This window comes from Bariatricus massiliensis, from assembly GCF_900086725.1.
In the GTDB taxonomy this organism is placed as follows: Bacteria; Bacillota; Clostridia; order Lachnospirales; family Lachnospiraceae; genus Allocoprococcus; species Allocoprococcus massiliensis.
Genome location: NZ_LT574838.1, coordinates 72,311 through 97,512 on the forward strand (window position 1 = coordinate 72,311; position 25,202 = coordinate 97,512).

25 protein-coding genes are annotated in these 25,202 nt (G+C 42.5%); 8 read left to right on the forward strand and 17 right to left on the reverse strand.

Annotation, left to right across the window (positions count from 1 at the left end):
- Nucleotides 1-83: 83 nt before the first annotated feature.
- From BN6465_RS12065 to BN6465_RS12075, 3 genes are all read right to left on the reverse strand, one after another.
- Nucleotides 84-356 (reverse strand): helix-hairpin-helix domain-containing protein, encoded by a 273-nt coding sequence (locus tag BN6465_RS12065; protein WP_066738640.1) that lies wholly within the window; start codon nucleotides 354-356, stop codon nucleotides 84-86.
- A 29-nt stretch (nucleotides 357-385) separates the two neighbouring features.
- Nucleotides 386-796 (reverse strand): DUF3795 domain-containing protein, encoded by a 411-nt coding sequence (locus BN6465_RS12070; RefSeq protein ID WP_066735556.1) that lies wholly within the window; start codon nucleotides 794-796, stop codon nucleotides 386-388.
- 143 nt (nucleotides 797-939) lie between these two features.
- The gene (locus tag BN6465_RS12075) at nucleotides 940-1,686 is read right to left on the reverse strand and encodes an alpha/beta fold hydrolase (protein ID WP_066735558.1); all 747 of its coding nucleotides are present in this window, start codon (nucleotides 1,684-1,686) and stop codon (nucleotides 940-942) included.
- Between the two features lie 488 nt (nucleotides 1,687-2,174).
- Here BN6465_RS12075 and BN6465_RS21720 point away from each other — a divergent pair, with 488 nt between their 5' ends.
- The gene (locus tag BN6465_RS21720; RefSeq protein WP_408605614.1) at nucleotides 2,175-2,405 is read left to right on the forward strand and encodes a methyltransferase; all 231 of its coding nucleotides are present in this window, start codon (nucleotides 2,175-2,177) and stop codon (nucleotides 2,403-2,405) included.
- A 330-nt stretch (nucleotides 2,406-2,735) separates the two neighbouring features.
- Here BN6465_RS21720 and BN6465_RS12080 read toward each other — a convergent pair whose 3' ends face one another.
- The 4 genes from BN6465_RS12080 to BN6465_RS12090 form a co-directional block, all read right to left on the reverse strand.
- Nucleotides 2,736-4,583, reverse strand: a complete 1,848-nt coding sequence (locus BN6465_RS12080) for an SANT/Myb-like DNA-binding domain-containing protein (protein ID WP_066735560.1) — start codon at nucleotides 4,581-4,583, stop codon at nucleotides 2,736-2,738.
- 139 nt (nucleotides 4,584-4,722) lie between these two features.
- Complete coding sequence (locus tag BN6465_RS12085; RefSeq protein WP_066735562.1) at nucleotides 4,723-6,423, reverse strand: recombinase family protein; 1,701 nt, start codon at nucleotides 6,421-6,423, stop codon at nucleotides 4,723-4,725.
- Between the two features lie 57 nt (nucleotides 6,424-6,480).
- Complete coding sequence (locus tag BN6465_RS21015) at nucleotides 6,481-6,657, reverse strand: hypothetical protein (RefSeq protein WP_199882837.1); 177 nt, start codon at nucleotides 6,655-6,657, stop codon at nucleotides 6,481-6,483.
- On the reverse strand, nucleotides 6,654-7,709 hold the full coding sequence (locus tag BN6465_RS12090; protein WP_308013069.1) for a replication initiation factor domain-containing protein: 1,056 nt from the start codon (nucleotides 7,707-7,709) through the stop codon (nucleotides 6,654-6,656). Before BN6465_RS12090 ends, BN6465_RS21015 begins: the two co-directional genes overlap by 4 nt.
- A gap of 431 nt (nucleotides 7,710-8,140) precedes the next feature.
- Here BN6465_RS12090 and BN6465_RS12095 point away from each other — a divergent pair, with 431 nt between their 5' ends.
- The gene (locus BN6465_RS12095; protein WP_066735564.1) at nucleotides 8,141-8,749 is read left to right on the forward strand and encodes a helix-turn-helix domain-containing protein; all 609 of its coding nucleotides are present in this window, start codon (nucleotides 8,141-8,143) and stop codon (nucleotides 8,747-8,749) included.
- A gap of 168 nt (nucleotides 8,750-8,917) precedes the next feature.
- Here the strand turns inward: BN6465_RS12095 and BN6465_RS20510 are convergent, their stop codons facing one another.
- Nucleotides 8,918-9,541 (reverse strand): hypothetical protein, encoded by a 624-nt coding sequence (locus tag BN6465_RS20510; protein ID WP_082891698.1) that lies wholly within the window; start codon nucleotides 9,539-9,541, stop codon nucleotides 8,918-8,920.
- A gap of 140 nt (nucleotides 9,542-9,681) precedes the next feature.
- Between BN6465_RS20510 and BN6465_RS12105 the strand changes: the two genes are divergently transcribed.
- Nucleotides 9,682-9,924 (forward strand): helix-turn-helix domain-containing protein, encoded by a 243-nt coding sequence (locus BN6465_RS12105; protein ID WP_018594177.1) that lies wholly within the window; start codon nucleotides 9,682-9,684, stop codon nucleotides 9,922-9,924.
- Between the two features lie 108 nt (nucleotides 9,925-10,032).
- Entirely contained in the window at nucleotides 10,033-10,275 is a 243-nt protein-coding gene (locus BN6465_RS12110) for a helix-turn-helix domain-containing protein (protein ID WP_066735566.1), read from the forward strand.
- An 86-nt stretch (nucleotides 10,276-10,361) separates the two neighbouring features.
- Here BN6465_RS12110 and BN6465_RS12115 read toward each other — a convergent pair whose 3' ends face one another.
- The 4 genes from BN6465_RS12115 to pcrA form a co-directional block, all read right to left on the reverse strand.
- Nucleotides 10,362-10,955 carry a hypothetical protein gene (locus BN6465_RS12115; RefSeq protein ID WP_066735569.1) on the reverse strand — a complete coding sequence of 198 codons (594 nt, stop codon included), beginning with the start codon at nucleotides 10,953-10,955 and terminating at the stop codon, nucleotides 10,362-10,364.
- Nucleotides 10,933-12,594 (reverse strand): 23S rRNA (uracil(1939)-C(5))-methyltransferase RlmD, encoded by a 1,662-nt coding sequence (gene rlmD, locus BN6465_RS12120; RefSeq protein WP_066735572.1) that lies wholly within the window; start codon nucleotides 12,592-12,594, stop codon nucleotides 10,933-10,935. The genes BN6465_RS12115 and rlmD overlap by 23 nt, the downstream gene beginning before the upstream one ends.
- Before the next feature lie 73 nt (nucleotides 12,595-12,667).
- Nucleotides 12,668-12,913, reverse strand: a complete 246-nt coding sequence (locus BN6465_RS12125; protein WP_066735575.1) for a DUF4366 domain-containing protein — start codon at nucleotides 12,911-12,913, stop codon at nucleotides 12,668-12,670.
- A gap of 128 nt (nucleotides 12,914-13,041) precedes the next feature.
- Nucleotides 13,042-15,276: a DNA helicase PcrA gene (gene pcrA, locus BN6465_RS12130; protein ID WP_066735579.1), complete on the reverse strand. Its 2,235-nt coding sequence runs from the start codon at nucleotides 15,274-15,276 to the stop codon at nucleotides 13,042-13,044.
- Between the two features lie 184 nt (nucleotides 15,277-15,460).
- Here pcrA and BN6465_RS12135 point away from each other — a divergent pair, with 184 nt between their 5' ends.
- On the forward strand, nucleotides 15,461-15,766 hold the full coding sequence (locus BN6465_RS12135; protein ID WP_066735582.1) for a YerC/YecD family TrpR-related protein: 306 nt from the start codon (nucleotides 15,461-15,463) through the stop codon (nucleotides 15,764-15,766).
- Nucleotides 15,767-15,915: 149 nt separating this feature from the next.
- Here the strand turns inward: BN6465_RS12135 and BN6465_RS12140 are convergent, their stop codons facing one another.
- The 3 genes from BN6465_RS12140 to BN6465_RS12150 form a co-directional block, all read right to left on the reverse strand.
- Nucleotides 15,916-16,437 carry a GrpB family protein gene (locus BN6465_RS12140; protein ID WP_066735585.1) on the reverse strand — a complete coding sequence of 174 codons (522 nt, stop codon included), beginning with the start codon at nucleotides 16,435-16,437 and terminating at the stop codon, nucleotides 15,916-15,918.
- Nucleotides 16,438-16,587: 150 nt separating this feature from the next.
- A complete protein-coding gene (locus BN6465_RS12145; protein ID WP_066735587.1) occupies nucleotides 16,588-17,190 on the reverse strand; it encodes a DUF1836 domain-containing protein in 603 nt (200 codons plus the stop codon).
- A 39-nt stretch (nucleotides 17,191-17,229) separates the two neighbouring features.
- The gene (locus tag BN6465_RS12150; RefSeq protein ID WP_066735598.1) at nucleotides 17,230-17,943 is read right to left on the reverse strand and encodes a phosphatase; all 714 of its coding nucleotides are present in this window, start codon (nucleotides 17,941-17,943) and stop codon (nucleotides 17,230-17,232) included.
- 164 nt (nucleotides 17,944-18,107) lie between these two features.
- Between BN6465_RS12150 and BN6465_RS12155 the strand changes: the two genes are divergently transcribed.
- Nucleotides 18,108-18,311 carry a hypothetical protein gene (locus tag BN6465_RS12155; RefSeq protein ID WP_066735602.1) on the forward strand — a complete coding sequence of 68 codons (204 nt, stop codon included), beginning with the start codon at nucleotides 18,108-18,110 and terminating at the stop codon, nucleotides 18,309-18,311.
- 130 nt (nucleotides 18,312-18,441) lie between these two features.
- Nucleotides 18,442-20,238 (forward strand): glycoside hydrolase family 2 protein, encoded by a 1,797-nt coding sequence (locus BN6465_RS12160; protein ID WP_066735605.1) that lies wholly within the window; start codon nucleotides 18,442-18,444, stop codon nucleotides 20,236-20,238.
- A gap of 77 nt (nucleotides 20,239-20,315) precedes the next feature.
- Here BN6465_RS12160 and glgB read toward each other — a convergent pair whose 3' ends face one another.
- A complete protein-coding gene (glgB, locus tag BN6465_RS12165; RefSeq protein WP_066735612.1) occupies nucleotides 20,316-22,103 on the reverse strand; it encodes a 1,4-alpha-glucan branching protein GlgB in 1,788 nt (595 codons plus the stop codon).
- A 183-nt stretch (nucleotides 22,104-22,286) separates the two neighbouring features.
- Between glgB and BN6465_RS12170 the strand changes: the two genes are divergently transcribed.
- A complete protein-coding gene (locus BN6465_RS12170) occupies nucleotides 22,287-23,324 on the forward strand; it encodes an ABC transporter substrate-binding protein (RefSeq protein WP_066735615.1) in 1,038 nt (345 codons plus the stop codon).
- Nucleotides 23,325-23,362: 38 nt separating this feature from the next.
- Here BN6465_RS12170 and BN6465_RS12175 read toward each other — a convergent pair whose 3' ends face one another.
- The gene (locus BN6465_RS12175) at nucleotides 23,363-25,198 is read right to left on the reverse strand and encodes a DUF975 family protein (protein ID WP_066735617.1); all 1,836 of its coding nucleotides are present in this window, start codon (nucleotides 25,196-25,198) and stop codon (nucleotides 23,363-23,365) included.
- Nucleotides 25,199-25,202: the final 4 nt, after the last annotated feature.

Sequence of the window (25,202 nt, forward strand, 5' to 3'; positions counted from 1 at the left end):
AGTAGTACACCGCATCTCCTTTTCGAAGGGACACGCTGTCTGTATATACTATGTACAGGCTGTTTCTGTTATGTCTAATTTGTCTACGCGTTCTTATCCTTCCAATACCACCATTTTAATTTCTCAGGGTCATGTTCCTCATGCTCCGCATAATAGACAGCGCAGCGGAACACATAAAGCTGGCATCTGTCCTCCTGAAATCCTTTTTTCTGGCAGTCTAATAGATACAGCTCCTCCGGATCCTTTCCACGTAAATCCGCAACACATGTAATTCCTATCTCCATCAAGTCCTGCGCGATATTCTTTCCTACTCCCGGTATTTCCTGTAAACATCCTGATTTACTTTCTTTTTTCATATACATTGCCACTCCTTCATCCCTTATCCTTACCACACTTTATGATGGCACTCACTGCATTCTGCATCATGAATAGAGATAATTCCTCCACATTTTGGACAGGTATACTTCTCCCTCTGCTCCTTTAAAAACACAGACATCCCCCGTGTTTTTACTGCCTTGCTGTTTTCCAACAGGCTGGCATGGTAGCGGGTATTATAACTCTTTTCCAGCTGTTTTATTCGCTTACAAGGAAATTCGGTACACTCGAAACAGTAGTCGATTTCCTGCATTTTTACACAATTTTTTATTTCACACTTTCTACAGTGTTCCGGTTTGCCTCTGTCACTCATCAGACATCCTTCACAAGGTTTTTTATGGTAGCAATGTTTATAACATACCATACAATTCATTCCACATGGCGCAAACATAACAGGCTCTATCCTCTCTGGCATCCTCATTCTCAATTACCTCCTCGTATATAAAAGGCATGAACAATTATTTCCATATCTGTTCATGCCTTCTCTGCATCACAACTGACCACGGCCTCATTGTATCATAGAAAATACGTCAGCTGTATGTCATGTTCTGCTTCTTTATTCTATTATTTCAGAAATTCGCATATGGTTTCTGCCGCCTGCTCTGCATTGGAAAGAATTGCAGGATGCCTCCCTTCCGCGAACACACAGATGTCCGCATCCGTCTCTCTGGCTATGGCGCGGTACTCCTCCTGAAAATCTGCTCTGGACATCTCATCTTCTTCGCTCCCCATAAGCAAAAGGGGAACCTGCAAATTGTTCAGCGGCTTCGTAAACAGCGGAAGCTTTTGGGCGGCGCACTGTACCAGCGCCTCTGTATCCAAATCAACAATACGCTCCCAGTCTTCTCCCTGACACCACTGATAGAAGCCAATTCCCATTTCATCTTTTTTAGCACATGCCCTCTCCTGAATAAGGTTATCCGCAAAATCCTCGGCCAGCGTCCTGCCGTCAAAGCTGTCAGCCACGACCTTATCCACTAAATCCGGACGCTCCAGCGCAACATTGATTGCCACCCACGCACCGCCGCTTGTCCCGACAAGATTCACCTTGCCAAGCTTTAAATGCTCCAACAGCGCAATCGTCTGCACCGCCTCTTCTGTCCAAAGTCCTGCCGGGAACTTCTTTAGTCGGTCTGATTTCCCATGTCCTAAAAAGTCAATGAGAATCACATGGAACTTTTCCTCATATAAAGGCAGAAGCAGTTCAAACATTTTGGAAGATGCCGTGTTGCCATGCAAAAATAAAACAGGCTTCCCCTCTCCGGTTTCCGTATAATAAATCTTCTTCGACTGATAATTAAAATATGACATCGTTTGCCTCCTAATCGTTCAATTATAATTTGTTACTTGATTAGCAAGGCCCATAAAACACTAACGCCTTGCTGTCAGTGCTTGTTTGTCCAAATTCCCATATTCGCAACCTCCCTTCGTGATATGTGTCCAGTATAACATATGTCATTTATTGATGCTATCTTTTTGATTGTTCAGCCTATTTTTCGTTTTATATTGCAGGACTTGATCTTATAATTCTTTCTTCCCGAACAGTATATGGGAATTTCCGATATACTAAACTTTCTATCCACAGTCATTTCGATATCAATTCTCTCCATAATTCGGGACTATATTCCCATACAACAGTTTTACAAAGACTTGGAATCTTGATTTTACTCCTTATTGTGTTGTAGGAATACTGGCAGGCATACTGATAGGTCAAGAAAATATTACTATGTGCGATATTTCTGAACGAGCAGTAGAGCAAGTAAAAAAATGCGATACTTAATCAAGTACCCAATATAGATATTAGATTAAGTGATGGATTTCGAAATGTACCAGATAATGATTTTACTTTAATTCTGTCAAATCCTCCGTATCACACAGATTTTTCCGTACCGAAACATTTCATTGAAGTTGGATTTAAAAAATTAGTGATTGGCGGAAAGTTAATTATGGTCACCAAAAGAATAGCGCAAAAAAATAGACGTACCACTATTTCTAATGATACGTCTATCCATCAAGTCTTTTCTTTATAATACAGCAAACCGAAGCCTGTATTTTCCGTTTGCGTTCCCACACCTGATATCTACCACCACCGAAACGTCAAAATAGTTTTTCGGGTGTTTATTTCAGCTATTTTTGCCCTCTGGTGAAAACACGAAATGTTTCGGAAAATGACTAAAACAAAGGATTTCTACGAGTTTTTCTTTTGTATCAACACAATAGTTTCCACATGTGGTGAAAGGTGTTTTTTATACTACATGGCGGAAGTATTTCCTTACTCCATTGACCTAATTCAAATCCCTATCTATTAGCTCCGCAATAGTACATACACTTTAAAACTTATCATTCCCTTCTCAAAACCTCTAGTTTATTTTAAGTATCCTCACCCGATTATCACAGGCTTGTTTTGTGCGCATCAGCATTTGTGCTATATCCTGATGTGTTTTCTTTTTATGGAACTTTATCAAAATATCGTCTTCTTCCTTGGTCCAACGCGTAAAGTGTTTTTTCTTTTTAACCTGTATTCTACTAGCACGATGTTGACAGGCACTGACAGTACGCCCAATTTGATCAGCAACCCACTGGGCGCCTTTTTCCTCATAATGCACTTTTAATAAATTATCTTCAACTTCGCTCCAGACGCAACGATGATGATAGCAGTTTGGACTTCTCCGTTTCAATTTTAACTTACGAGCTTTGTTCATACATGCACTACAAGTCCTTCCTAAATGATATGCAATCCACCCGACATCTTTATATGGATAATTTTCCTTTAAAAATGTACACTCATCTTTTGTCCATCTAAAACTGTAAAATGCACCTTTGGTTTGCAATTTAGATATGTTCTTAACATACTCATGTTGGACTATCGTAGTACTCACGTACTCCTCTCCTTCATAATATTCTTCCTTTGATAAATAAGGATTAAAAGAGATAAGATACTTTTCAACATATGCAATAAAGTTCGACAGTATTTCATAAATTTGTTCTGCTTGATTATAACGAATCCGCAACAACGGGATGCAAAATTCTTGACAAAATTTATTTTTAATTTCATCTCGCAGTCTTAGATTCTGCAATGCAGACTCATCCCTATGTTCCTGAGATTTAGAAAAACATACTGGCTTAAAATGTTGCAGACCGTCAAATTCTATTAATCCCGTAGGCTTGTCTGGTAAATCCTGTTCCAGCAAGAAGATGGCAAAATCAAACCGCAATTTATTTTTATATTTGCAATTTTCAAAGGTAACTTCCTCCTGATATTGAATTCCTTTGTAGTCCAGAAATTTTTTTATTGCTAGAACACCCATAGATTCTGTTTTCTTATAAGTAATACCAAGACGACATGCACAATTCATACAAGCACTTGCACTTCTCCCATCAAAGCGCTCAGCCGCTTTAGCTCCTTCTAACGGATAATACTGCCGAAGGACGCCTATTTCCTCCTCCGACCATTTTAATGTATTTTCAAAGATAATACCAAGCTGCCTGGCCCTGCTAACACAGGCACTGCGAGCACGATTCAAAAGTACTGAAGTACCTGAAGCGCCAACCCTTGGATAGTATTCTCTTATAATATTCTCTTCCTCTTTCGTCCATGAATTATCATAAATCAATCCCATTGTAGCTGCATGGCTTCGGCAAGCGGACTCTGATTTACCAATAAGTTTTGCCACTGTAATTACCCCTTCCCTAGGGTAGTACTCCGTTAGTAACTGCTCATCTTTCTTACTCCATTTTAACTGATCAACATACTGAATGCCGAGACTTGCTGCCTTTGCCTGACAAGTGTTGGGCGAACGCTTTAAATAAGAAGCAACACCCACCGCACCTACCATAGGATAATATTCCTTCAGATAATCCATTTGTGTTTTTGTCCAATGGTAATCTCGCTTTATGCCCAGTTTCCCTGCCCGGGCAATACAACAACTTTTGGAGCGCCCCAGTTGTTGGGCTACCCATCCAGCACCTTTGTTCGCATAGTTTTGAACGAGAATCTGCTCCTCTTCCAAAGACCATCCTGAAATCTGAGTTATGTTTAAGCGATATGCTCGATTTCGACATGCTGCCGGAACACGGTGTAATAATTCAGCTACAGCTTTAGAACCAAGAGTATGATAATTTTCTATTAAGAAATGATCCTCTTTTTGGCTCCAATTTTTATCGGAATTATGTGCTTTCCTTGACGTTTTTCTGATGTAATTACTCATATTATTAATACCACTTTCTACGCTTTAACTGAAACATTCATTTTCCTTACTCCACCACAGTAACCAGAAACATATTTTACCCTAATCGATCACAAAAGCACTCCTTCATCTACTCCCCATGTCCTCGAAACCCTTTGATTTACAGGGCTTTCCGCTCCAGCAACGCCACTGTCTCCACGTGTGTTTCTTTTACCCGTAAAGCCTGAATTACATCTTCTTCTATCGGGAACGAGTACACAATACTCTTTACCGCATGACCTTGCACCCTCTGTTCTTCCGGCATATACAGCTTGATTTCTTTTATCATGCACTTAATCAGTTCACGCTTGTCTCTGTCATTCATTTTATCATAGATTTCATCAAAGGACAGCAGGATCTTATAAATCATGTCCACGTTTAGAGATTCCTGCTCTGCAATGATAATGCGCCTTTTACACCCCTCTATGCTATCTTCTACATCATAAGTCTGATTATAGATTTTGTTCAACCGTCTATTATACTCTTCTCTTTTCCTCTCTGCATATTTATCATCCGGCAAACTGTCAATGTCATGCTCCAAATTTGTCCGGCTTCTTGCAAGTCTTTTCAATTCCTTCTCATAGGCTGTTATCTCTTCTTGTATCTTTGTCACATCAACGGCAACACCTATCTTTGCTTTGATGTCACGGGCAAACTTCGGATTTCGCAAAAGCTTCTTCGTATACTCCAATACTTCTTTTTCCAACTTCTCCATAGATATCCCATTTCTCCGGCACTGGCTTGTACCCTTTGCCCGTTTATAGTGACTGCACACATAGGTAAATGTCTCCCTGAATGTACCGTCTTTATTCGTCCACTGGTTGCAGTCAACATTCATTGCAGAACCGCATTGCGGGCAACGTGCGATTCCTGACAGTAGATGTGCCTTGTCCTGACTAATATTGTGGTTTCCGATTGCCTTTTCCCTCATAATCTTTCGGATTTCCTGCACTTTCTTAAAATCCTCTTCCGAAACAAGTGCTTCATGGCTCTTCTTTTCACTCATAACAAATTCTTCCTGTGGAACTAAACGCTGTTCATTGCTTGTTCCCTGTACTTTTTCTGTCCTTCTTCTACCCCATGCTATCTTCCCCGTATACAAGGGATTATCAAGAATCCTTTTTACCTGTTCCGCTTTCCAATCATTGAATTTTGGATTGACTGCATTTCTAGCTGGCTCTCTGGTATAACCGTTCTGATTCAGATAACGGGCAACCGTGGAATATCCCATACCTTTATTTAAAAACATATCGAATATCATAGTGACAATCTCATGTTCCCCTTCCTTTAGCTCTAACTTACCATTTTTCAACTCATATCCATAGGGTGCAAACCCACCATTCCAACCGCCGGATTTTGCTTTCTCTTCCCGTCCTAACAGACTTTGTGCAATGATATTCTCCCGTTCCAATTCTGCTACTGCACCAAGTATGGTTATCATCATTTTTCCCATAGAGGTGGAAGAATCAAGTCCATCCTCCACGCACATCAAATCAACACCATACTGCATGATAAATTCCAGTGAGTTCAGTACATCCTTCGCATTTCTGCCAAAACGTGACAGTTTGTAAACAAGCACATAATCCGTCTGTAAAGTCCCTTTTTTGATCCCATCCAGCATAGACTGAAACGCTGTTCTTCCCTCAATACTTTTCCCACTTTTGCCCTCTTCCACGTAGATTGCCGATACTTTCATCCCCTGACGTTCAGCACAATCAATCAGATACCTTTTCTGACCGTCCAGACTATAGCCCTTCACCTGACGCTCACTGCTTACCCTGATGTAAATTACACACGTTTTTCCTAACCTCGTCTGATACAATTTCGTTCCCCCTTCTAAAAAGGCGGTCAGCCTATTTAAGCCAACCGGCGGGTGTGATTATTTATAGTTCTTTTCTTCTGCTACATATTTTGTAACGATATTAGACAGCACATGAATAAATTTCTGGTAACTCTGCTGTTGTTCTATATCTGTTACACTTCCTGCCGGAATATTTATCTCCACACCATTTTCTGTGGTGTATGTCTTATATTCTGTATGCAATTCTTGTTTCAATAAGTTCCCCCTTTCCTTGTATCGTCTTTTACATACGGTATCAAATCTTCTCTGTCTACCCTGCATAAATGCCCTATCATTTTGTTTCCAAATGACGGGCTATAACTTACGTCAGCCAACATTTCTCCTACACTTTCAAGACCGCCTAAAGCCTGATGTGTTTCCAGAAAACAGAAGCCCTTTACCGCTGACAATACACCACCTTCTTTGAGCCACCTCTGGGTTTCCAGAAGGGTGTTATGGGGGCTGTCTATATGTAATTGTAAAGGTTCAACTGCTCCTAGAAAACGTTCCCAGAACTGACACGTTTTCCATCGGCTTTTATTGCTTTGATTTTTGTCTGGTACAATAAATCTTAAATTTCCTGCCAAAAGGTCAAAAGCGAGTTTTCCTAAATCAAGCGGATTCTCCTTGAACAAGACAGCAAACGCATGAGCCTTTTCATCACGCAACTGTAACTCTGTTCGTTTCCAGCTCCCTATCTCTTCATATGACTTCTGATACTTCATGCTCACTTCTTTATCTTTGTCATAGAAGCGGTAGGACAGATTAGATTTCCCTACACCGATATATACCGTTTTGGCAGTTTCCTTCTCTGTGAAACTGCTTTCTACAAAACGATAGCTGTTGCTGTTGCCGATAAATTCCTCTTTTTCACATTTCCGTTTAATCTGTTCTGGCGTAAAATATGGCACTTCATTTCTATCATCTATGGCAATATCTATTCTTGTCAAATGAAACTCACTGCCAAACCATTTCTCACATTTCCAGAATAAATCTCCGAACGTATGTCCATGCATATCCAGTATACGGAAAATCTCGTCACATCCCATACCAGTCAATACCAGATAGCTCCCAAGTCCTGTCGGATTCTTTTCCGTTATTTTTGAATCCCCGAATACTTGAATACTGCCTGCCCGGTATACGCTCTGATATGGCTTGTGTTTGATTTTTCCTACGCCCTTTAGGAATATGTCTGTAGGAAGTCCTAACACCTTTTTAATGACCTCTTCTGCCATTGCAGAATCAAATACAATGCTGATGTAATCAATCTTGATACTCACATTGTTACGCTTTGCGATTTCTTATCCTCTCCTCTCTGATATACTCTGTTTCAGTACATCATTAAAATCTCTACAAACGTTGATTCCTGGCTATTTTTGAATTATCAATCCTGTATGTACAGGGCGGTGTTACTTATGCGCCCTGTGGGAACGCCTTCGGCGTTCCTTCCTGCCCTTTCTCCGCTTTTCGCCTTCGGCACAGCGTAGAAAGGCAGGAACTTAGTTTCCCCATCCCGAAAGGACAAATAATGCTTTCAGAACTAAAACTTTCATGTTATAATGCTTTTGTAAGCAGATAATTAATGCCATTGAACTTAATCAATCATTCTGATATGATAATAATACTATCACACTTATTTGTCAATACATTTTATAGATATTTTATATTATTTAAGCCTTATAGGCTGAAAGGAGTGCTTATGGATTACAAATGGTTAGGTCACAACATACAAGTTATTCGGAAATTGAAGGGATTGACACAGCAGGAACTCTCCGAGCAAATCGGAATTAATCTGCAAAGCCTTTCTAAGATTGAAAGAGGTATCAACTATCCCACCTTTGACACACTGCAAAAACTGGCAGAAATACTGGACGTCACACCTAATGAACTGCTTGCTGGAGAGTTAAAAAGTACATCCCACATAGAAGCCAACATTTTAGAATTTCTGAAACGTGAAGAGAAACTGAATGTTGAACTTGCACACGGTCAGTATGATAATCCACTGGACGAGGACGAATGGATCGAGTATGAGTTGCAGAAACTTCGGGAATACATTACAGATTACATCCATTCTGATAAACGGAATGCTTCTGACCTTTATCCTCTGAAAAAGCTAATACAAGGGCAGAAATTGCAAAAACTGATTGACAGGTATGACGATTACTATTCCTTTGACCTTTTTGGAGAAACCATTGAAGGACACAAACACGTCAATCCTTATGTTCCAGAAACAATAAAGAGTATGACTGCTGATGAAGAAGGAAACATTTCATCTTCTCTTAAATTTCCTGATAATTTTGAGAATTGACCTTTATCCTCTTTACAGAAGATACAAGAAAGCAAAAAGCCTTGTCAAGAATGCTCCGCACCGTTTACACGGCAGGTTCTTGACAAGGCTTTTCCCTTTCTTGTGCAGGGTAATCAAGAGGATAAGGAGAATCTTTGCAACGTTGTTTGCCAATTCCTTACGAAAAAATTATTCCTTCGTCAACTCAAACTGCTTTAGAATCTCATATGCGTCTAACATTCCTGCCATATATGTATTCACATGGTAGTCAAATTCTGCTTCATCTTTTCTTGCAATTAGAGTATCTACAATATCTCTCTGTTCTTCTGACAGTTCCAGTTCATCAACTGCTTTGAGTGCTTCTTTTTCTTCTTTGAACCGTTTTTGATATTCTGTGTCATTTTCTAGTAATTCATTTAAAGTGCGATTCTTCATACTGTCTGCTGCTAACTTTAACAATTCCTTTACTTCACTCATTTTTCTCTCTCCTGATTTCATATTGTGATGAAAGACAACTCTTCTATTTCCATTACTTGTGTTTTGTGCCATATCTTCCATAAGCATAATACCGACTTGCAGTCCTATCTCGGTATAGACACTGGCGGCTTCGCTTGTCATGGCATTTTCCAGGTTTAACAACTCAAACTGCTTTTCCTTTTCACACTGCAACGCTAATTTTTCAAATTCGTCATAGGTATCATCTAGTCTTGTTTCGTAATCCCTGTTGTCTTCGTCTGGCGCAAGCCCAAAGAGCAGATAATCAGCCACACCCCTTATGGTGGCACGTTTGAATATTTCTTCCGTGAACTTCATTCTGTCCCCCTTTTCATTAATGGTATGCGGTTAATTTATCACACTTTATTTCCTTTGTCAACCGTGTGCCATTAACCTTTGCTTTTAAATACTCCTATACTCGTATTAACCGTACAAAGTTAAGAGGGGAAGGAATTACTATGACATATTCAGACGCAGTTATCAAACGCTTAACGGAATTATGTGAAGAAAGAGAAATTACAGTCAACAGGCTTGCCACTCTGTCAGGAATTACACAGTCTACTGTAGATAATCTGATGAAGGGCAAGACAAAGAATCCTAAATTGAAAACACTTCATAAATTAGCTGTGGGATTGGATATGACTGTTTCTGAACTGCTTGATTTTCCAGAAATGAATGAGACTGCTTTTGAGGATGAATAATAACCGCAGAACATTAAAATATGTGTGTTTTAACGGTGTGACATTAACCTTTGTTTTTGTTTGATTCTATACTTTGAATAGTTTCGTTGACCTTATAGGAGAATCCTTATGACTTATTCAGATGTTATCATTTTAAGGCTTACACAACTGTGTGAGGAAAGAAAAATCACAATCAATAAACTGGCTACCTTATCCGGCATTACGCAGTCTACCGTAGAAAATATCATGTCTGGAAAGACAAAAAATCCCAAACTGAAAACCTTGCATAAACTGGCTCTCGGTTTGGGAATGACTGTTTCTGAATTATTGGATTTTGCAGAGATGAATGATACTATATTTGAGGATGAATAAATCAAGTCTATTGCTTCCTTTGAACAATACCTTATAAATACAAAATTATTGCGAATATTTATGTTTACACCTTCTACATCATAAGCTTATTTATGATTGTTATGGTAATTAATTCTGTTCTTTTTTTCATCCTTATAAATATCTTTCTTCCAATATTTTTTTAATCTTCCTTTCATCATTTTACGTTTTATTTCACTGATTTCCTCACTAAATGTTGCTACCATATCTATTAATTCGTTTACTTTAGGCATAAATTCTAAATAATAACTCCTGTCATCATTTATAATGTCTTTTTTAGAAAAACTATCAATAAACTCTTTACTCCTTATCAATAGATTTTCATAAAAATCTAACATTGGACTGAGTTCTATTTCATAAACATTCACCATAATATTTAACTCATGTAAAGCAGTGCCCATGGCCACTTCAATTTCTTTTTGTTCATATGTTTCCTCTCGAAACTCATTAGCATTTAAAAAAGCAAGTACCGCTTGTAAGGCTCTCATATAGTCTTGCAAAAGAGGTGTCACTGCTTTACTCATTTCGTTTACATTATTAAGCCTAAGTTTTGAAACCTCATATTTTTTATTAACGAAAAGTGTAACTATACCTCCAAATGCAGTCCCTATTAGAGTGGTTAAAAGTGTTATTATTAGATTATATATACTTATTTCTTCCATTTTCAGATTGCTCCATTACTCCAAAATATTTTAATGCTTCCTCTATCGCCGTTACCTTCACCTCTGGACACCTCGGATATTCTTTCTTCGGTACATCCACCTTATTCGGTGCTTCATGCATAGGCAACCCATGTTTCCTCTTTACTTCCGCAATATACTTCGTATGCACATTCAGACCATACTTCTCTTTCACATACTCCTTAATCTTCTGATATGTCGCTTTCTCCGTCACATCTTCCCTATCCACAGTCATTTCAATATCTATTCTTTCCACATCCTTTTTACGGGTTAAGAGCGCAACCGTCTCTACATGAACCGTAGCTGGAAATAAATCCACACAGCTCGCTTTCTCCACCTGATACCCTCTCCCCTGCAGCAATTCCAAATCCCGCGCCAGACTAGTGGGCTTACAGGCAATGTAGACCAGCTTTTCCACACCGAATCCGATAATCTTCTCCAGAGCCTTGGGATGCACGCCATCCCGCGGCGGGTCAATCACAATCAAATCCGGTACTTCACCGAGGTCGTCGATTACCTTCAGCACATCCCCTGCCCAGAATGTACAATTGTCCAGCCCGTTAAGTCTTGCATTTTCTTTGGCGGCCTCCACGGCCTCCTCCACAATTTCCACACCGACTACGCGCTTTGCGACCGGCGCCAGTATCTGCGCAATCGTCCCCGTTCCGCTATACAAGTCAAAGACAACCTTATCCTTCGTATCCCCGATATAATCTCTCGCCGTTTCATAGAGTACTTCGGCTCCAAGAGAATTCGTCTGGAAGAAGGAGAAGGGGGTAATCTTAAACTTCAGTCCCAATAATTCTTCAAAGAAATAGTCCTGCCCATAGAGTATTTCTGTTCCTTCGTCCTTCACCACATCCGCCAAACTGTCATTCTTCGTATGCAGAATACCGGCAATCTTTCCGTCAAGAGGCAATGCAAGCATCCGCTTTACCCATTCGCCTCCGTCCAGAGCTGACTCCGTCGTCGTTACCATATCAATCAAAATCTCACCTGTCTTCACAGCCTTCCGCACAAGCAGATGACGGAAAAAACCGGTATGCCGCATGCGGTGGTAATAGGGCAGTCCGGTCTCCTGAGCGAACGCCAAAGTTTCCACCAGTATCCGGCGAAAATCTTCATCCACGATACGGCAGCTATTTACATTTACAATATCGTAAAAGCTCCCTCTCTTGTGCATACCGAGAGAAAGGGGGCCATCCTTATATTCATCTCCAAAGGTGAATTCCATCTTGTTCCGGTATTGCTCTTTCCGGGGGCTTGCTTTGATTCCGTCGAATTGATACTCTCCATTTACGGCGGCATCCATCAGTTCCTTGACTTGTTTTTCTTTGAGCTTCAGCTGCTCCTCATAGGGCAGGCTCTGGTACGAGCAGCCGCCGCAGGAACCGAAATGAGGACATTCCGGCTCTATCTCCAGCGGTGACGGCTCCAGCATTTCCAATATCCTTCCCTCCGCTTTTCCTTTTCTAAGCTTGTTCACGGAAAATCTCACCCGCTGCCCCGGCACCCCATTCTTCACCGTGACCTCGCGCTCTTCTTCCTTTAAAAAGATTCTCCCTTTATTTGGAAAATCCACCCGCTCTATCGTTCCTTCAAATACTTGTCCTTTTTTCATATATCCCTCACACGAAAGAGGACAGGAATCATCTCGGTTCCTGTCCTTCCTGAAATTTGCTGTTCATTGTTTCCTACTGTACTTCGTCTTCTCCACTAAAGAAGTCTTCATTGAAATCATCATCAAAATCTTCTTCAAAGTCTTCCAGATAATCCGGTGTAAAGAAGCAGTATACCGCATAAGCGATTGCAGCTACGGCGGCTACCGCACCAACGATGGCGAGAACCCAAAGTACGGTATTCTTAGCCTTATCTTCCTCTTTTTTATGCATCATATCATTAAATTTTGTTGTTGCAAGCATCTCTTCTAATCTGCTCATATCTTCCACGTCCTTTCTGATGTATTGTAAGGTACTGCCTTACTGCGTATTGTACGCTCATCACTATGAAAATATTATAACATTACCCTATATAAATTTCTACCAAATTATCACATTTTTACGAAATGTTAGTCTACCTTCACCAATTTAGCGAACATGGCAAACATTTTTTTCACACCGGCAGCGTCAAATTGAACTGTCACTTCATAATCTCTGCCGCCCTCTGTAATCTGAGTAACCAATCCCTCGCCGAACTTCACATGGCGCACCCGGTCTCCGACATCATATCCCGGCCCAGCCCCATCTTTCACTGCGAACTGCTTAGGAGGTGTGTTGACTGCAAATGCCTTGGCCTTAAATGCCTGCCTTGCCTGTTGATAAGCCAGTTTCTTTCCACTCTCCTCAGGCTCTTTTTCAAACACAGTCCCGGTGGACAGATATTCCATCGGAATCTCCTTGAGGAAGCGGGACATCTTATTATACTGTGTCTCTCCGCGTACCATCCTTCTTCTGGCACATGTCAGTGTCAAATCCTCTCTGGCACGGGTAATGCCCACATAGCAAAGCCTGCGCTCCTCCTCCACTTCGTCCGGGTCATCGGCCGTAATGGACATATAGCTGGGGAATAACCCGTCTTCGAGCCCGGCAAGATATACATGAGGAAATTCAAGTCCTTTAGCACTATGTAACGTCATGAGAACCACATAATCTGTATTTTCATCGAGACTGTCAATATCGGCTACAAGGGCCACCTCTTCCAAAAATCCGGACAGAGTAGGCTGCTCTCCCGCCTCCTCACAGCTTTCCTCGAAGGATACAATCTTATTCTTTAATTCTTCGATATTTTCAATCCTGTTTTCCGCTTCTTCCTGTGTGTCTGCCTGCAGTTCTTCCACATATCCAGTCTCTTCAATAATCAAGTCCATCAACTCTGAGATGCTCATATGGACGCTCTCTGCCTTGAAATGCTCAATTAGCGCCGCAAAGGACTCCAGCTTTCCTGCGCTTCGCCTCACACTCGGAATCAAATCCACTGCCAGCAGTGCTTCATAGAATCCGATTTCCCGCTCTGCCGCATAGTCCTGCACACGATTGATCGTCGTCAGGCCAATCCCTCTCTTCGGAACGTTGATAATTCTACGCACCGCCAAATCGTCCTTGCCGTTGTCTATGGTCTTAAGATAAGACAGCAAGTCTTTAATTTCACGTCTGGCATAGAAGTTGACGCCGCCTACAATCTTATACGGCACATTAGACACAACAAATTTTTCCTCGAACATACGTGACTGTGCATTGGTCCGGTATAAGACAGCACAGTCCTTATAGTTCCTTCTGCCGCTCTCCACCTGTTCCTTTATGTCGCTTACAATATACTCCGCCTCATCATATGCATTGTCGAACTGGCGGAACTGTATGTGCTCTCCCTCGCCGTTGTCGGTCCAGAGCGTCTTGTCCTTACGTCCCTTATTGTTCCGGATCACCGCATTGGCGGCATTCAAAATGGTACTCGTCGAGCGATAGTTCTGCTCCAGCTTGATGACTCTCGCATCCTCGAACTCCCTCTCAAAGTTCAATATATTTCTGATGTTCGCCCCTCGGAACTTATAGATCGACTGGTCATCGTCACCGACAACACAGAGGTTTTTATATTTTCCCGCCAACAGGCTCACCAGCTGAAACTGAACTGTGTTCGTATCCTGATATTCATCTACCATAATATATCGGAACCGGTTCTGGTAGTACTCGAGTACATCTGGCTGTGTCTGAAGAAGCTGTACGGTCTTCACCAGCAAATCATCAAAGTCCAAAGCGTTGTTTGCCTTCAGCTGCTTTTCAAATTCTGCATAGACCTGCGCAATCTTTTTACGGCCAAAATCCCCCTCCGCTTGAAGGGCATACTCTTCCACAGAGATTAATTCATTCTTTGCCGAAGAAATGGCCGCCAAAAGTGACCTCTCCTTATATACTTTCGTATCCACCTGAAGATATTTGCACACATCCTTCATCAATGTCTTTTGATCGTCTGTATCGTAAATTGTAAAATTATTATCATATCCCAGCCTGTCGATATAGCGGCGTAGTATACGTACGCACATGGAATGGAACGTACTCACCCAGATGCTCTCTGAGCCAAATCCGACCAGATTATCTACACGCTCTCTCATCTCTCCCGCAGCCTTATTGGTAAATGTAATGGCCAAAATATTCCACGGGTTGACGCCCAGCTCCTCGATCAGATAAGCTATCCGGTGGGTCAGTACTCTTGTCTTTCCCGAACCCGCTCCCGCCAGAATCAAAAGAGGCCCTTCCGTATGGTAGACCGCTTCCCGCTGCTGTTCATTCAGTGAATCATAAATACTCATTTATTCATCTCCTTGCTGTAAAATGTATCCTCTTTGCTCGAGAATACTTGTCCATTATATTATAAAATATATCCTCTGTCCACCGCACACCTCGAAATGCAGAAAAATTACGAAACTAACTGTGGACTTTATGAATTTACTGTGTTAAAATGTAGTCGGTAATAAAATTACGGAGGGATATATAATGAGTAAAAAGATAAGGACAGAAGCAGTTGACTATTTGTTCGAGGCTATCTTAAGTCTTAGAGATAAAGAAGAATGCTTTACTTTCTTTGAGGATATCTGTACAATCAATGAGCTCTTATCATTGTCACAGCGTTTTGAAGTTGCCAAGATGCTGAGAGAACAGAAGACTTATCTAGAAATAGCCGAGAAGACAGGGGCTTCTACCGCTACCATCAGCCGTGTCAACCGTTCACTGAATTATGGGAACGACGGGTACGATATGGTATTTGAACGCATTAACAAACCTAACACCAAAGAAGACTAAACAAAATGCTGGGGAAAGCAGAAAAGCCGGACAGGCTCTCTGAAAGAAAAGGACCACATGGCAGCTGCCATGTGGTCCTTGATTTTCAACAATTATTTTTTATTACCCGAAACCCTGAAAACTAGGCTATACACTCTATTTGGGACTGCCTAATCGCCAACAAGAGAACGGTAAATAGATTTGATAAAAGCTTCTTTCCCTCTCGTATAGGAAACTCTATCATTGGGATATTTCTTCGCAAGTTCTTTCTTTAGCTTTTCATATTGCTTGGCCTGTTTGATATGAGCATTTAAGTAATCTCGAAAACCTACCAATAAATTAAATTCGTCTTCTTTTTCACCATAGCAATGAATATGTCTGAGAGATATTTCGTTCCCTCCTCTTAATACAAACAAATGATAATTTGTGTTTCCATTCTGTGGGCCACAATAGTCGTACCCTAATTTTTCCAAACACTCAATATCCATGTCTGTTATAGATTTCAGCCGAACTGCGACATCCAAAATTGGTTTTGCCTCAATCGAAAAAATTGCTGTGCTCCCAACATGCTGTATATCAAAAATATTGCTGCCCCACTGACGTTCAAGTTCTTCTCTGACAGTTATAAACTCTTCTTCCCATTTTTTATTATGAGGAAATAGTCTAACTTTATATCGCTCTACGCCTTCCATTGCGTTACCCCCGAAAGACCAATTGCCGATGCGCTTTATCCGACTAAGGCGGACACAGTTCATGTTTTTATAATTCTAAGTTCATACTATCATATCCCCAGCAGTCATGTCTGTGGCTGTTTAAAATGTCTCAACTAGCTGGAAATAACATTATTTTTTAATTCTTCCTCCCGGAAGCTGGTCAATCAGCTTTTCTATTAACTGCTTCTTCACATATACATCGAAGCTCAAGTTGCAGATGAACGCAAAGAGCTGGAGATACTCTCTCTCCTCCTCAGGAGCGTCCTCATACGCGTCCTGCGCAGACGCATACATGTCCCGTATGCTCTCCTGCATCTGTTCGATACGCCCCTTCTCCATCTTGCAGACTTCCTCGTAGATCTGCTGCATATCAAACTCGGCATCAGAAGCGAAGTAGCGGTCAGTCAGCGGCTTCAACAGAATCTCGATATCCTTGATAGATAACAGGTTCTTAAAATAATACACAAAAATAAGAACCAATACATGTTCCTTTGTGTACTTCTTCTTGACCGGCGGAGGCAGAAGATTATTTTTGGCGTAATTATTAATCATCGTTTTCGTCAAAATCTTGTCTTCTTTATACCGTTTTGTCGACTTCAGCTGCTCCTCCATGAAGGTCGTCACCTGATCCATATACAAATCTATATTAGGTATATTGGCTGGCCTTATATAATCAATGCGGCCGATACTTTCTAAAATGCTGTTCAACAAATCTTCTGTATTAATCGTCATCATATTCACCCCAATATAGATATTATATAGTATTAAAAACTAGATAGCAAGTACTTTTTCCAGTTTGTCTATCAAGGTGTTCACGACTAGCTCTTCCGGAAATTCACATTCTTTCAAAAGCCCTAATGCAATGTCCAGCTCAGCTATGTCCACATCAATATGGGCATCACTTCCCAGACTTATAGGCACACTGTACTTTTTGCAGTACTGAAGCATAATCTTATCATTATCGTATGTATTTACACGGAATCCCTCCGGCCTAAGTGATGAATTATTCACTTCCAGAAGCGTTCCCGTCTCCTTGGCTTTCAGGACAAGAGCCTCATAATCTACCGGAAATCTGCCATCATCAGGATGTCCGATAATGTGGATCAGTGGATTCTCCATCACTCTAAAATAAGCGTCCATCACATGTTCTTTAGTCACTTCCGCTTTAAAACACGGCATATGGATGCTGGCTATGGCAATGTCCATTTTCTCCAGCGTAGACTCCGGCATATCTACAGCCCCAGTCTCATCCAGTATATTCAATTCTGTCCCCATGAACAGCCTGACACCCTCCATTTCCCGCGGAATCACATCAAGATTCTGAAAATAGAATGAATGGCAGGTTCCGGGCATGGTCGGCGCATGCTCTGTCAATGCCAGACCTTGCAGTCCCTTTTCCCGTGCCATGCGTGCCATCTCACGAACCGTGCTGTATGCATGTCCGCTGACTAATGTATGTGCGTGTGTGTCCAGTACAATTTTCATCTTTTTTACCCTCACTTTATGACTCTTCTTTTACTGACCTATCATTTATGTTACATAAGTAATCATATACTTTTTTATTATGTTTTACAACGCATTTTGCATAGTTTTTGCAGCTGTGGCACAGACTAATGTTTATCTATGGACAATAAGAAAGAAGGACTACTATGGACAAAAATGAAAAAAATGAAAACCAAAAGATGATTGACTCCTATGACTACCTCTCCAACGCTGCCTCCTCATGGGACTGTACCGGGTTAATTCCCTCCGCTCCACTCTCACGCTCGGAGCTTGAAAGTTACGAAGAAATATATCATTTCACGCCCCCTTCCCTTCCTCCCCAAAAAGAGCAGGAAAAAGAGGATTATTAAAATTCTATAAAGCCCCACAAGACTCTGACGCTTCGTGGTATAATAAGTGCAATTAAAGGCAATTGCATTGCCTTTATGCCGCTTGAGTGGCTTCGTCCAGAAGTAAACTACACAGAAAGAGGGGACTTTCATGAATATATTATCCGCCATAAAAAGCGTTCGTATCTTTCCCGGCAAAAACAAGCTGCAAGTACTGACGACACCTTGGAGCGAGTCGCTGGATACGTCCCATGTGCTGGATGAATATCCCCGCCCCCAGATGGTGCGGAATCATTATATCAATCTAAATGGTTATTGGGATTATAAAGTCTACGCCCCAAAGGGCCATCTAAAGTCGAGCGGACAGCTTCTTGTTCCGTTCTCACCGGAGGCCCCGCTTTCAGGCGCAGGATTTCAGCTGAAACCTAATGAAATCCTAGTCTGCGAGCGTCTCCTCCCACAGCTTCAGCCCCCCGCGGAGGGCAGCCGGTGCATTTTGCATTTCGGCGCTGTGGACCAGTATGCAAGAGTCTATATTAATGGGCATTTGGCGGTGAGCCATATTGGTGGTTATCTTCCCTTTTCAGCAGACATTACAGAATTTCTAACGAACGGTGACAACCTGTTATCGGTGCGGATTGTGGACCGTTCCGATACCTCTTATCATAGTATTGGAAAACAAAAGCTGAAAAGAGGAGGTATGTTCTACACTGCCCAAAGTGGTATCTGGCAGACAGTATGGCTGGAGTGGGTGCCGGATATATACATTCAAGACCTTTTAATTACACCGTGTTTTGACAAAGAGACGGTTCACGTATCGCTTACACTGAATAAGCCGCTCTCCTCCGGCCCCGGTACGGACTGCGTACTCTGCCGGGTACTGGATGCGGAGGGCGCGCATGTTTCAAAGGGAGTCTGTGCGAACCAATCCGATTCCATGTGCCATTATTCGTGCTACTGCGACGTTGACGATGTGCACCCTTGGACGCCAGACACCCCTTATCTCTACTCCTTGGAAGTGACCGCAGGAGCAGATTGTGTCACAGGTTATTTTGCCATGCGCACCTTCTCTATAGAACAGGATAGCAAGGGCATCCCCCGCTTTTGTCTCAACCACCACCCCCTTTTTCTAAATGGGGTGTTAGATCAGGGTTATTGGCCGGACGGACTATATACGGCGCCCTCAGATGAAGCACTGATGTATGACATCAAGAAAATGAAAGAACTCGGGTTCAACCTCATCCGGAAACATGTTAAAATCGAGCCGGCACGCTGGTATTACCACTGTGATAGATTGGGCATGATTGTATGGCAGGATATGGTGAACGGCGGTAAATATCTGGCTCCTTTCATGACTTGGCTTCCCGCCCTTTTCCCTAAATTGAAAACACATTTCAGCGACCGTTTCTATTCTCTTTTGGGCCGCAAGAACATACACGGCCGGGAGGACTTTGAACGGGAATGTTTGGAGACTGCAGCAGCGCTCCGCTCCTTTCCCTGTATCAGTACCTGGGTTCTGTTCAATGAAGGCTGGGGGCAGTTCGACTCTAAGCGTCTGACTAAGAAATTGAAGGATATGGATTCCGGCCGTCTGATAGATTCAGCCAGCGGCTGGTTTGACCGTGGGCAGGGTGATTTCAAGAGTGAGCACAATTATTTTGAAAAGTTGTCCGTAATTCCTGACAAACGCGCCTTTGTAATCTCAGAATACGGCGGCTATGCGTGCCAGATCAAAGAACATATAAGCACAAAGGCTATCTACGGTTATAAAATATATCCGACTTTAGAGCAATTCCAAAATGCATATTTTAATCTGCGCCGTACAGAACTGGAGCCTCTCATAGAACAAGGATTATGCGGGGCTGTCTACACCCAAGTCTCCGATATAGAAGATGAGATTAACGGCCTGCTCACCTACGACCGCAGATTCTGTAAACTGGACTCCTAGCGGGTGGCTGTGCAGGCACCCACCCGTTTGTCTCGTTGTTAACGCAAAGATAGACGCCGGAAATTCCGGCGTCTATCTTATATGATGCGAAGCAATATGCCTGAATAGGGAGGAAGGTTTACTGTGACCGTTTCTTTTTCTGACTTTAGCCAAGATTCTGTATTCTGTTTCTTGGTAGCCCCTCCGTACTCTTCCCAATCCGTGTTCATCACCACGGAGCACGTTTCCTCCGGCTCCTTCACAAACTGATATTCTTTCTGTTCTTCGTCGGAGAAATTGAACAGCCCAACAAAGGTATTGATTTCTCCCTTTCTTTCCACCGCATAAATGCAACGCTCTTCTTGATGACAATCAACCCAGCGGAAGTTCTCCGGATTGTAGTCATCATGAAAGGCATCATTTGCTTTATAAATACGGTTCAGCTCGATCATATATTTATGAAATGCGTCATGAAGCGGATATTTCAATATATCCCAATCCTGCTCACGGCTTTCATCCCACTCTCTGAGCTGGCCAAATTCGTTGCCCATAAAGTTCAACTTCTTTCCCGGATGAACCATCACATACAAATACATGGCTCTCGCCTGCGGAAACTTTATTTCATAATCTCCGTACATTTTCTGCAAAATCGTCGCTTTGCCATGTACCACTTCATCGTGGCAGAACTCAAGCAAATATTTTTCATTGTAAAAATACATCATGGAAAAGGTCAGTTTGTGATAATCCCGGCTGCGGTACTCGGGTGCAGTCTGGAAGTACTCCAGCGTGTCGTGCATAAATCCCAAATCCCATTTGTAATCGAACCCAAGTCCCCCTTGTTCCACAGGCTTTGTCACCCCCGGATAAGAGGTGGAATCCTCCGCGATTAAGACCGCTGTTGGATGGAGCCTCTTCAGGCCTTGGTTCATCGTCTTTAAAAATTCAAGGGTTGAGCCGTTCACTCCCCGTGCCTCGTCCCCCTGCCAATAAATCAAGCGGCTCACCGCATCCATGCGAAGTCCGTCAAAGTGAAATTCCTCCAGCCAGTAATTCGCCGCGGACTGCAGGAAGCAGCGCACTTCCCCTCTAGAATGCATGAAATTCATACTGCCCCATTCACTCTCGCCCACGTCTGAGTGTGGATACTCATAAAGACTTGTCCCGTCAAACTCCTTAAGCCCATAACTGTCCACAGCAAAATGGACCGGTACGAAATCCATGATCACACCTATTCCGGCCTTGTGGCAGGCATCCACCAGCTTCTTCAGTCCCTCCGGTGTCCCATAACGGGATGTAGGCGCAAAAAAGCCAGTATTTTGATATCCCCAGGAGCCGTCAAATGGATGCTCGGAAAGAGGCATCAATTCAACATGGGTATAATGATTTTCCAGCACATAGGGAATCAGCTTGTCTGCAAGCTCTTCATACGTATACCAATCTGCCTCGCCCTCCCCTTTCTTCTTCCATGAACCTGCATGTATCTCATAGATATTCATAGCCTCTGTATAACAGACGGAACGGCTGCTCATCCATTCCTCATCCTCGAATTCATACGCTCCAAGTTCTGACAGAATCGAGCAGGCTCCCGGTCTAAGCTCCATCCTGAAACCATAGGGATCGCAATGCTCGACCCGGCTGCCACTCTGTGTATAAACACAGTATTTATACATCTGCCCACTCTCCGCCTCAATCGGCGCCGAGTAAAAGATTCCACTGCTTCCTTCCTGAGAGAGGGAAACTTCCTGCCATCCGCTGAATTCTCCCACAACGGAGACCCCTTTTGCCCCCGGCGCAAATACCCGGAATACATATCCTTCCTGTTCTTTGTGTGCCCCAAAATATTTGTATGCCTCAAACCAATGCCCTGTGTAAAATTCTTTTCTCATATTAAGTCCCCCGCATTTTTACTTCCTCTAAGATAAAACTCCACTTTCATTATACGAAATCAGCATTTCTGCTGTCAATGATATGAAAAGATACAAATTCATTAAATTGTATTCTCCTTCCTTGAAACTATTGGACACTTCCCTGCATATGCTAAAAGAGATATAAGCTTCAAGGAGGCAATTATGAAAAAGCGTTTATTTTGCGTTCTGCTGGCTACAGTCTTTGTAGTAGGACTTCTGTCGGCATGCACCTCTAAAGATGATACCCAAAAAACAGCGGGCACTGCCGAGGAACAAAAAGAAGAAAAACCCGTATCTGTTACTTTGAATGAGGTGGCCCACTCTATATTCTATGCCCCTCAGTATGTGGCAATAGAAAAGGGATACTTTAAGGATGAGGGGATCGACCTCACATTAGTCACTGGGTTCGGGGCCGATAAGGTTATGACCGCTGTTCTTTCCGGAGAAGCCGATATCGGCTTCATGGGCTCAGAATCTTCCATCTACACCTATCAAGAAGGAGCCAACGATGTGATAGTCAACTTCGCCCAGCTCACACAGCGGGCCGGCAACTTCTTGGTGGCACGAGAAGAAATGGATAACTTTGCCTGGACAGATTTAAAAGGGAAAGATGTACTGGGCGGACGTAAAGGCGGAATGCCGGAAATGGTATTCGAATACATTTTAAAGCAAAATGGTATTGACCCGGAAAAAGACGTCAACATTGACCAAGGCATCGATTTCGGTTCTACCGCCGCCGCATTCTCAGGCGGTCAGGGCGACTTCACCGTTGAATTTGAACCTGGCGCTACCGCTCTGGAGCAGGAGAAGGCAGGATATGTAGTTGCCTCTCTCGGTGTCGATTCTGGTTATGTACCATACACCGCATACAGCGCAAAACAAAGTTTCATGGACAAAAACCCTGAAATCGTTCAAAAATTTACAAACGCGCTGCAGAAAGGCATGGATTTTGTACAGACGCATACTCCGGAGGAAATAGCCGAAGTGATTGCGCCACAGTTCAAGGAAACTGACCTCGCCACTATCACTACTATCGTAAAACGTTATTATGATCAGGATACTTGGAAAGAAGACCTTGTCTTTGAAGAAAGCAGCTTTGACCTGCTTCAGGATATTCTGGAAAGTGCAGGGGAACTGGAAAAGCGCACCCCGTACAGCGATCTTGTAACAACAAAGTTCGCAGAAGAAGCAGCCAAATAGACACAAAGGCCTCGGCAAACCTGCCGAGGCTTTCTTACTTATAAAGTGATCGTTCGCAAAACTGCTGCCCTGCTCTGATAATCCGTGATTCCCTTCCCTACATTCGGGTGCTTCCCAGAATAAACTTGATCAGCCAAAAATGTCATCACAAGCACGACGCATATAGGAATCAGAATGCCCGTCTTAATTTTTTTAATATGGTTATCCAAAAGCGGGGCTAAAAGATAAACGATTGCCATGCCCCCGATACCGAATACCAGCAGTCCCTCCGCACAGACTCGTCCGTTGATATTCAGGAAATATCCCGTATAATCCCACCACTTCTTACCGTCATGAGCCATCTCCAGATAATATGAGGTACTGTATTCTACAATCCCACATAACACAACGGTACATACGAACTCCAATGCTGGATGGGCACGCAATTTGTTCAAAACCACAAGGATAAGAACACCTCCCGTTCCATAAATCGGAAGCCAAGGGCCATGAAGGACTCCTCTATTCACAAAAACACCGTCGGACACTAGATGCAGGCTCACTTCCCACACCCAGCCGATGAAGGCAAAGCTGAAGAATAACAAAATCAGAGACCATATAGTGTAATGGCGCATATAATATAGCGATTCCACTCTCCTGCGTTTCTCTGTCTCCGGTATCGGGTAAAGCCGCCCCGGATATGCCTTCCCTTCTGTCTCCTGCTTAAGCTCATGTATCCGTATTCTCTCAGCCTGACTCTTCTCATATTCCTGTTCCGCCTTTGTGTTGAGGAGAATGACTCCGAACCACTCCGCAATAAACTTGCGGAACCCTTTCAGCTCCTTTAGTTCTTTTGGCGGTTTTGATAAAACAGTGTTTACATCCAAATAAACTGCCGAGATTACCTCCGGTTCAGGCTTCTCGAATAGATAACGGTCATTTAATAGTCCTGCGTTCTCAATCTTCTGTTCTCTCGCCAGTTCCCGGATATGTTCATAATATTCACAGTATGTACAAATCTTATATGGGTTCGTATAAAAAATATCCGACAAACCCAGCGTTATGATGCCAAGAAAATTCCAGCCGATGAAGGAAATGCTGAGAACAAAGCATTCCCATTTGTGGCCCTTCATCATATTTCTAGAAAGTTTTATAGCATCTCTGGCGCGTATATCAGGATTCTCCGCCACAATGTAGGGAACCATAAAATAAGAAAAATACTTAATGATTCCTCCTATTATTGTCAAATCCCAAAGCATTTGGTACAGAAATACAAGAAACATTGTACATGCTGCTTTTTTCCACTTTTTTACCCTCAAAAGGAATAAAAAACGTTTAATCGGCACTGCTTCATAAGTCCGCCCCTCTAAAAAGATTCTCCTTGAAACAACTTTAACGATATTCTTTATAAAAAACCAAAAAGCGAACATCAAGAGCATACCAATCGCGATGAGAAGCAGTACCGCTAGATCTCTGGAGCCAATCATGGAACTGACGGCAGTAATCAATGTAACATAAATGCTCCCCGAAGTAACCGCATTGACCGCCATGGCAAATACCCCGCGGCTTCTCCCAAGAATTGCATTTTTATTATCTGTGTTTTGTATCTTATTCTTTTCAGCAGATGCTTCTTTATTCTCGTCCCCTGCCAGCGCATCCATAAGTACGTCCACAAGGCCGCTCTGCTTTACAACTACACCGCCTCTCACCTCTCCCTGCGTCTCATCAGCCGGTGGAACCGCCTCCTGTTCCTCGCTCGGCGTTATATTGAGCATATTTAATGAATTAGTAAACTCACTGCCCATATATGCCGCCACAATACACACAACAACAAAAATAAGATAATGTTTTTTCAGCGACCTTCTGGCGGCCTTTTTTATATGTTTTCTAGGCTTCATCTAC

Bases quoted from the DNA above. Each gene is read 5' to 3' on its own strand.
- BN6465_RS12150 (WP_066735598.1), bottom strand. From the start codon at position 17,943: ATGAAAATTGTACTGGACACACACGCACATACATTAGTCAGCGGACAT.
- BN6465_RS12095 (WP_066735564.1), top strand. From the start codon at position 8,141: ATGGATTACAAATGGTTAGGTCACAACATACAAGTTATTCGGAAATTG.
- BN6465_RS12075 (WP_066735558.1), bottom strand. From the start codon at position 1,686: ATGTCATATTTTAATTATCAGTCGAAGAAGATTTATTATACGGAAACC.
- pcrA (WP_066735579.1), bottom strand. From the start codon at position 15,276: ATGAGTATTTATGATTCACTGAATGAACAGCAGCGGGAAGCGGTCTAC.
- BN6465_RS12160 (WP_066735605.1), top strand. From the start codon at position 18,442: ATGAATATATTATCCGCCATAAAAAGCGTTCGTATCTTTCCCGGCAAA.
- BN6465_RS12115 (WP_066735569.1), bottom strand. From the start codon at position 10,955: ATGGAAGAAATAAGTATATATAATCTAATAATAACACTTTTAACCACT.
- BN6465_RS12065 (WP_066738640.1), bottom strand. From the start codon at position 356: ATGAAAAAAGAAAGTAAATCAGGATGTTTACAGGAAATACCGGGAGTA.
- BN6465_RS12145 (WP_066735587.1), bottom strand. From the start codon at position 17,190: ATGACGATTAATACAGAAGATTTGTTGAACAGCATTTTAGAAAGTATC.
- rlmD (WP_066735572.1), bottom strand. From the start codon at position 12,594: ATGAAAAAAGGACAAGTATTTGAAGGAACGATAGAGCGGGTGGATTTT.
- glgB (WP_066735612.1), bottom strand. From the start codon at position 22,103: ATGAGAAAAGAATTTTACACAGGGCATTGGTTTGAGGCATACAAATAT.
- BN6465_RS12080 (WP_066735560.1), bottom strand. From the start codon at position 4,583: ATGAGTAATTACATCAGAAAAACGTCAAGGAAAGCACATAATTCCGAT.
- BN6465_RS12110 (WP_066735566.1), top strand. From the start codon at position 10,033: ATGACTTATTCAGATGTTATCATTTTAAGGCTTACACAACTGTGTGAG.
- BN6465_RS12105 (WP_018594177.1), top strand. From the start codon at position 9,682: ATGACATATTCAGACGCAGTTATCAAACGCTTAACGGAATTATGTGAA.
- BN6465_RS12070 (WP_066735556.1), bottom strand. From the start codon at position 796: ATGAGGATGCCAGAGAGGATAGAGCCTGTTATGTTTGCGCCATGTGGA.
- BN6465_RS12155 (WP_066735602.1), top strand. From the start codon at position 18,108: ATGGACAAAAATGAAAAAAATGAAAACCAAAAGATGATTGACTCCTAT.
- BN6465_RS12140 (WP_066735585.1), bottom strand. From the start codon at position 16,437: ATGGAAGGCGTAGAGCGATATAAAGTTAGACTATTTCCTCATAATAAA.
- BN6465_RS20510 (WP_082891698.1), bottom strand. From the start codon at position 9,541: ATGAAGTTCACGGAAGAAATATTCAAACGTGCCACCATAAGGGGTGTG.
- BN6465_RS12135 (WP_066735582.1), top strand. From the start codon at position 15,461: ATGAGTAAAAAGATAAGGACAGAAGCAGTTGACTATTTGTTCGAGGCT.
- BN6465_RS12125 (WP_066735575.1), bottom strand. From the start codon at position 12,913: ATGAGCAGATTAGAAGAGATGCTTGCAACAACAAAATTTAATGATATG.
- BN6465_RS12170 (WP_066735615.1), top strand. From the start codon at position 22,287: ATGAAAAAGCGTTTATTTTGCGTTCTGCTGGCTACAGTCTTTGTAGTA.
- BN6465_RS12175 (WP_066735617.1), bottom strand. From the start codon at position 25,198: ATGAAGCCTAGAAAACATATAAAAAAGGCCGCCAGAAGGTCGCTGAAA.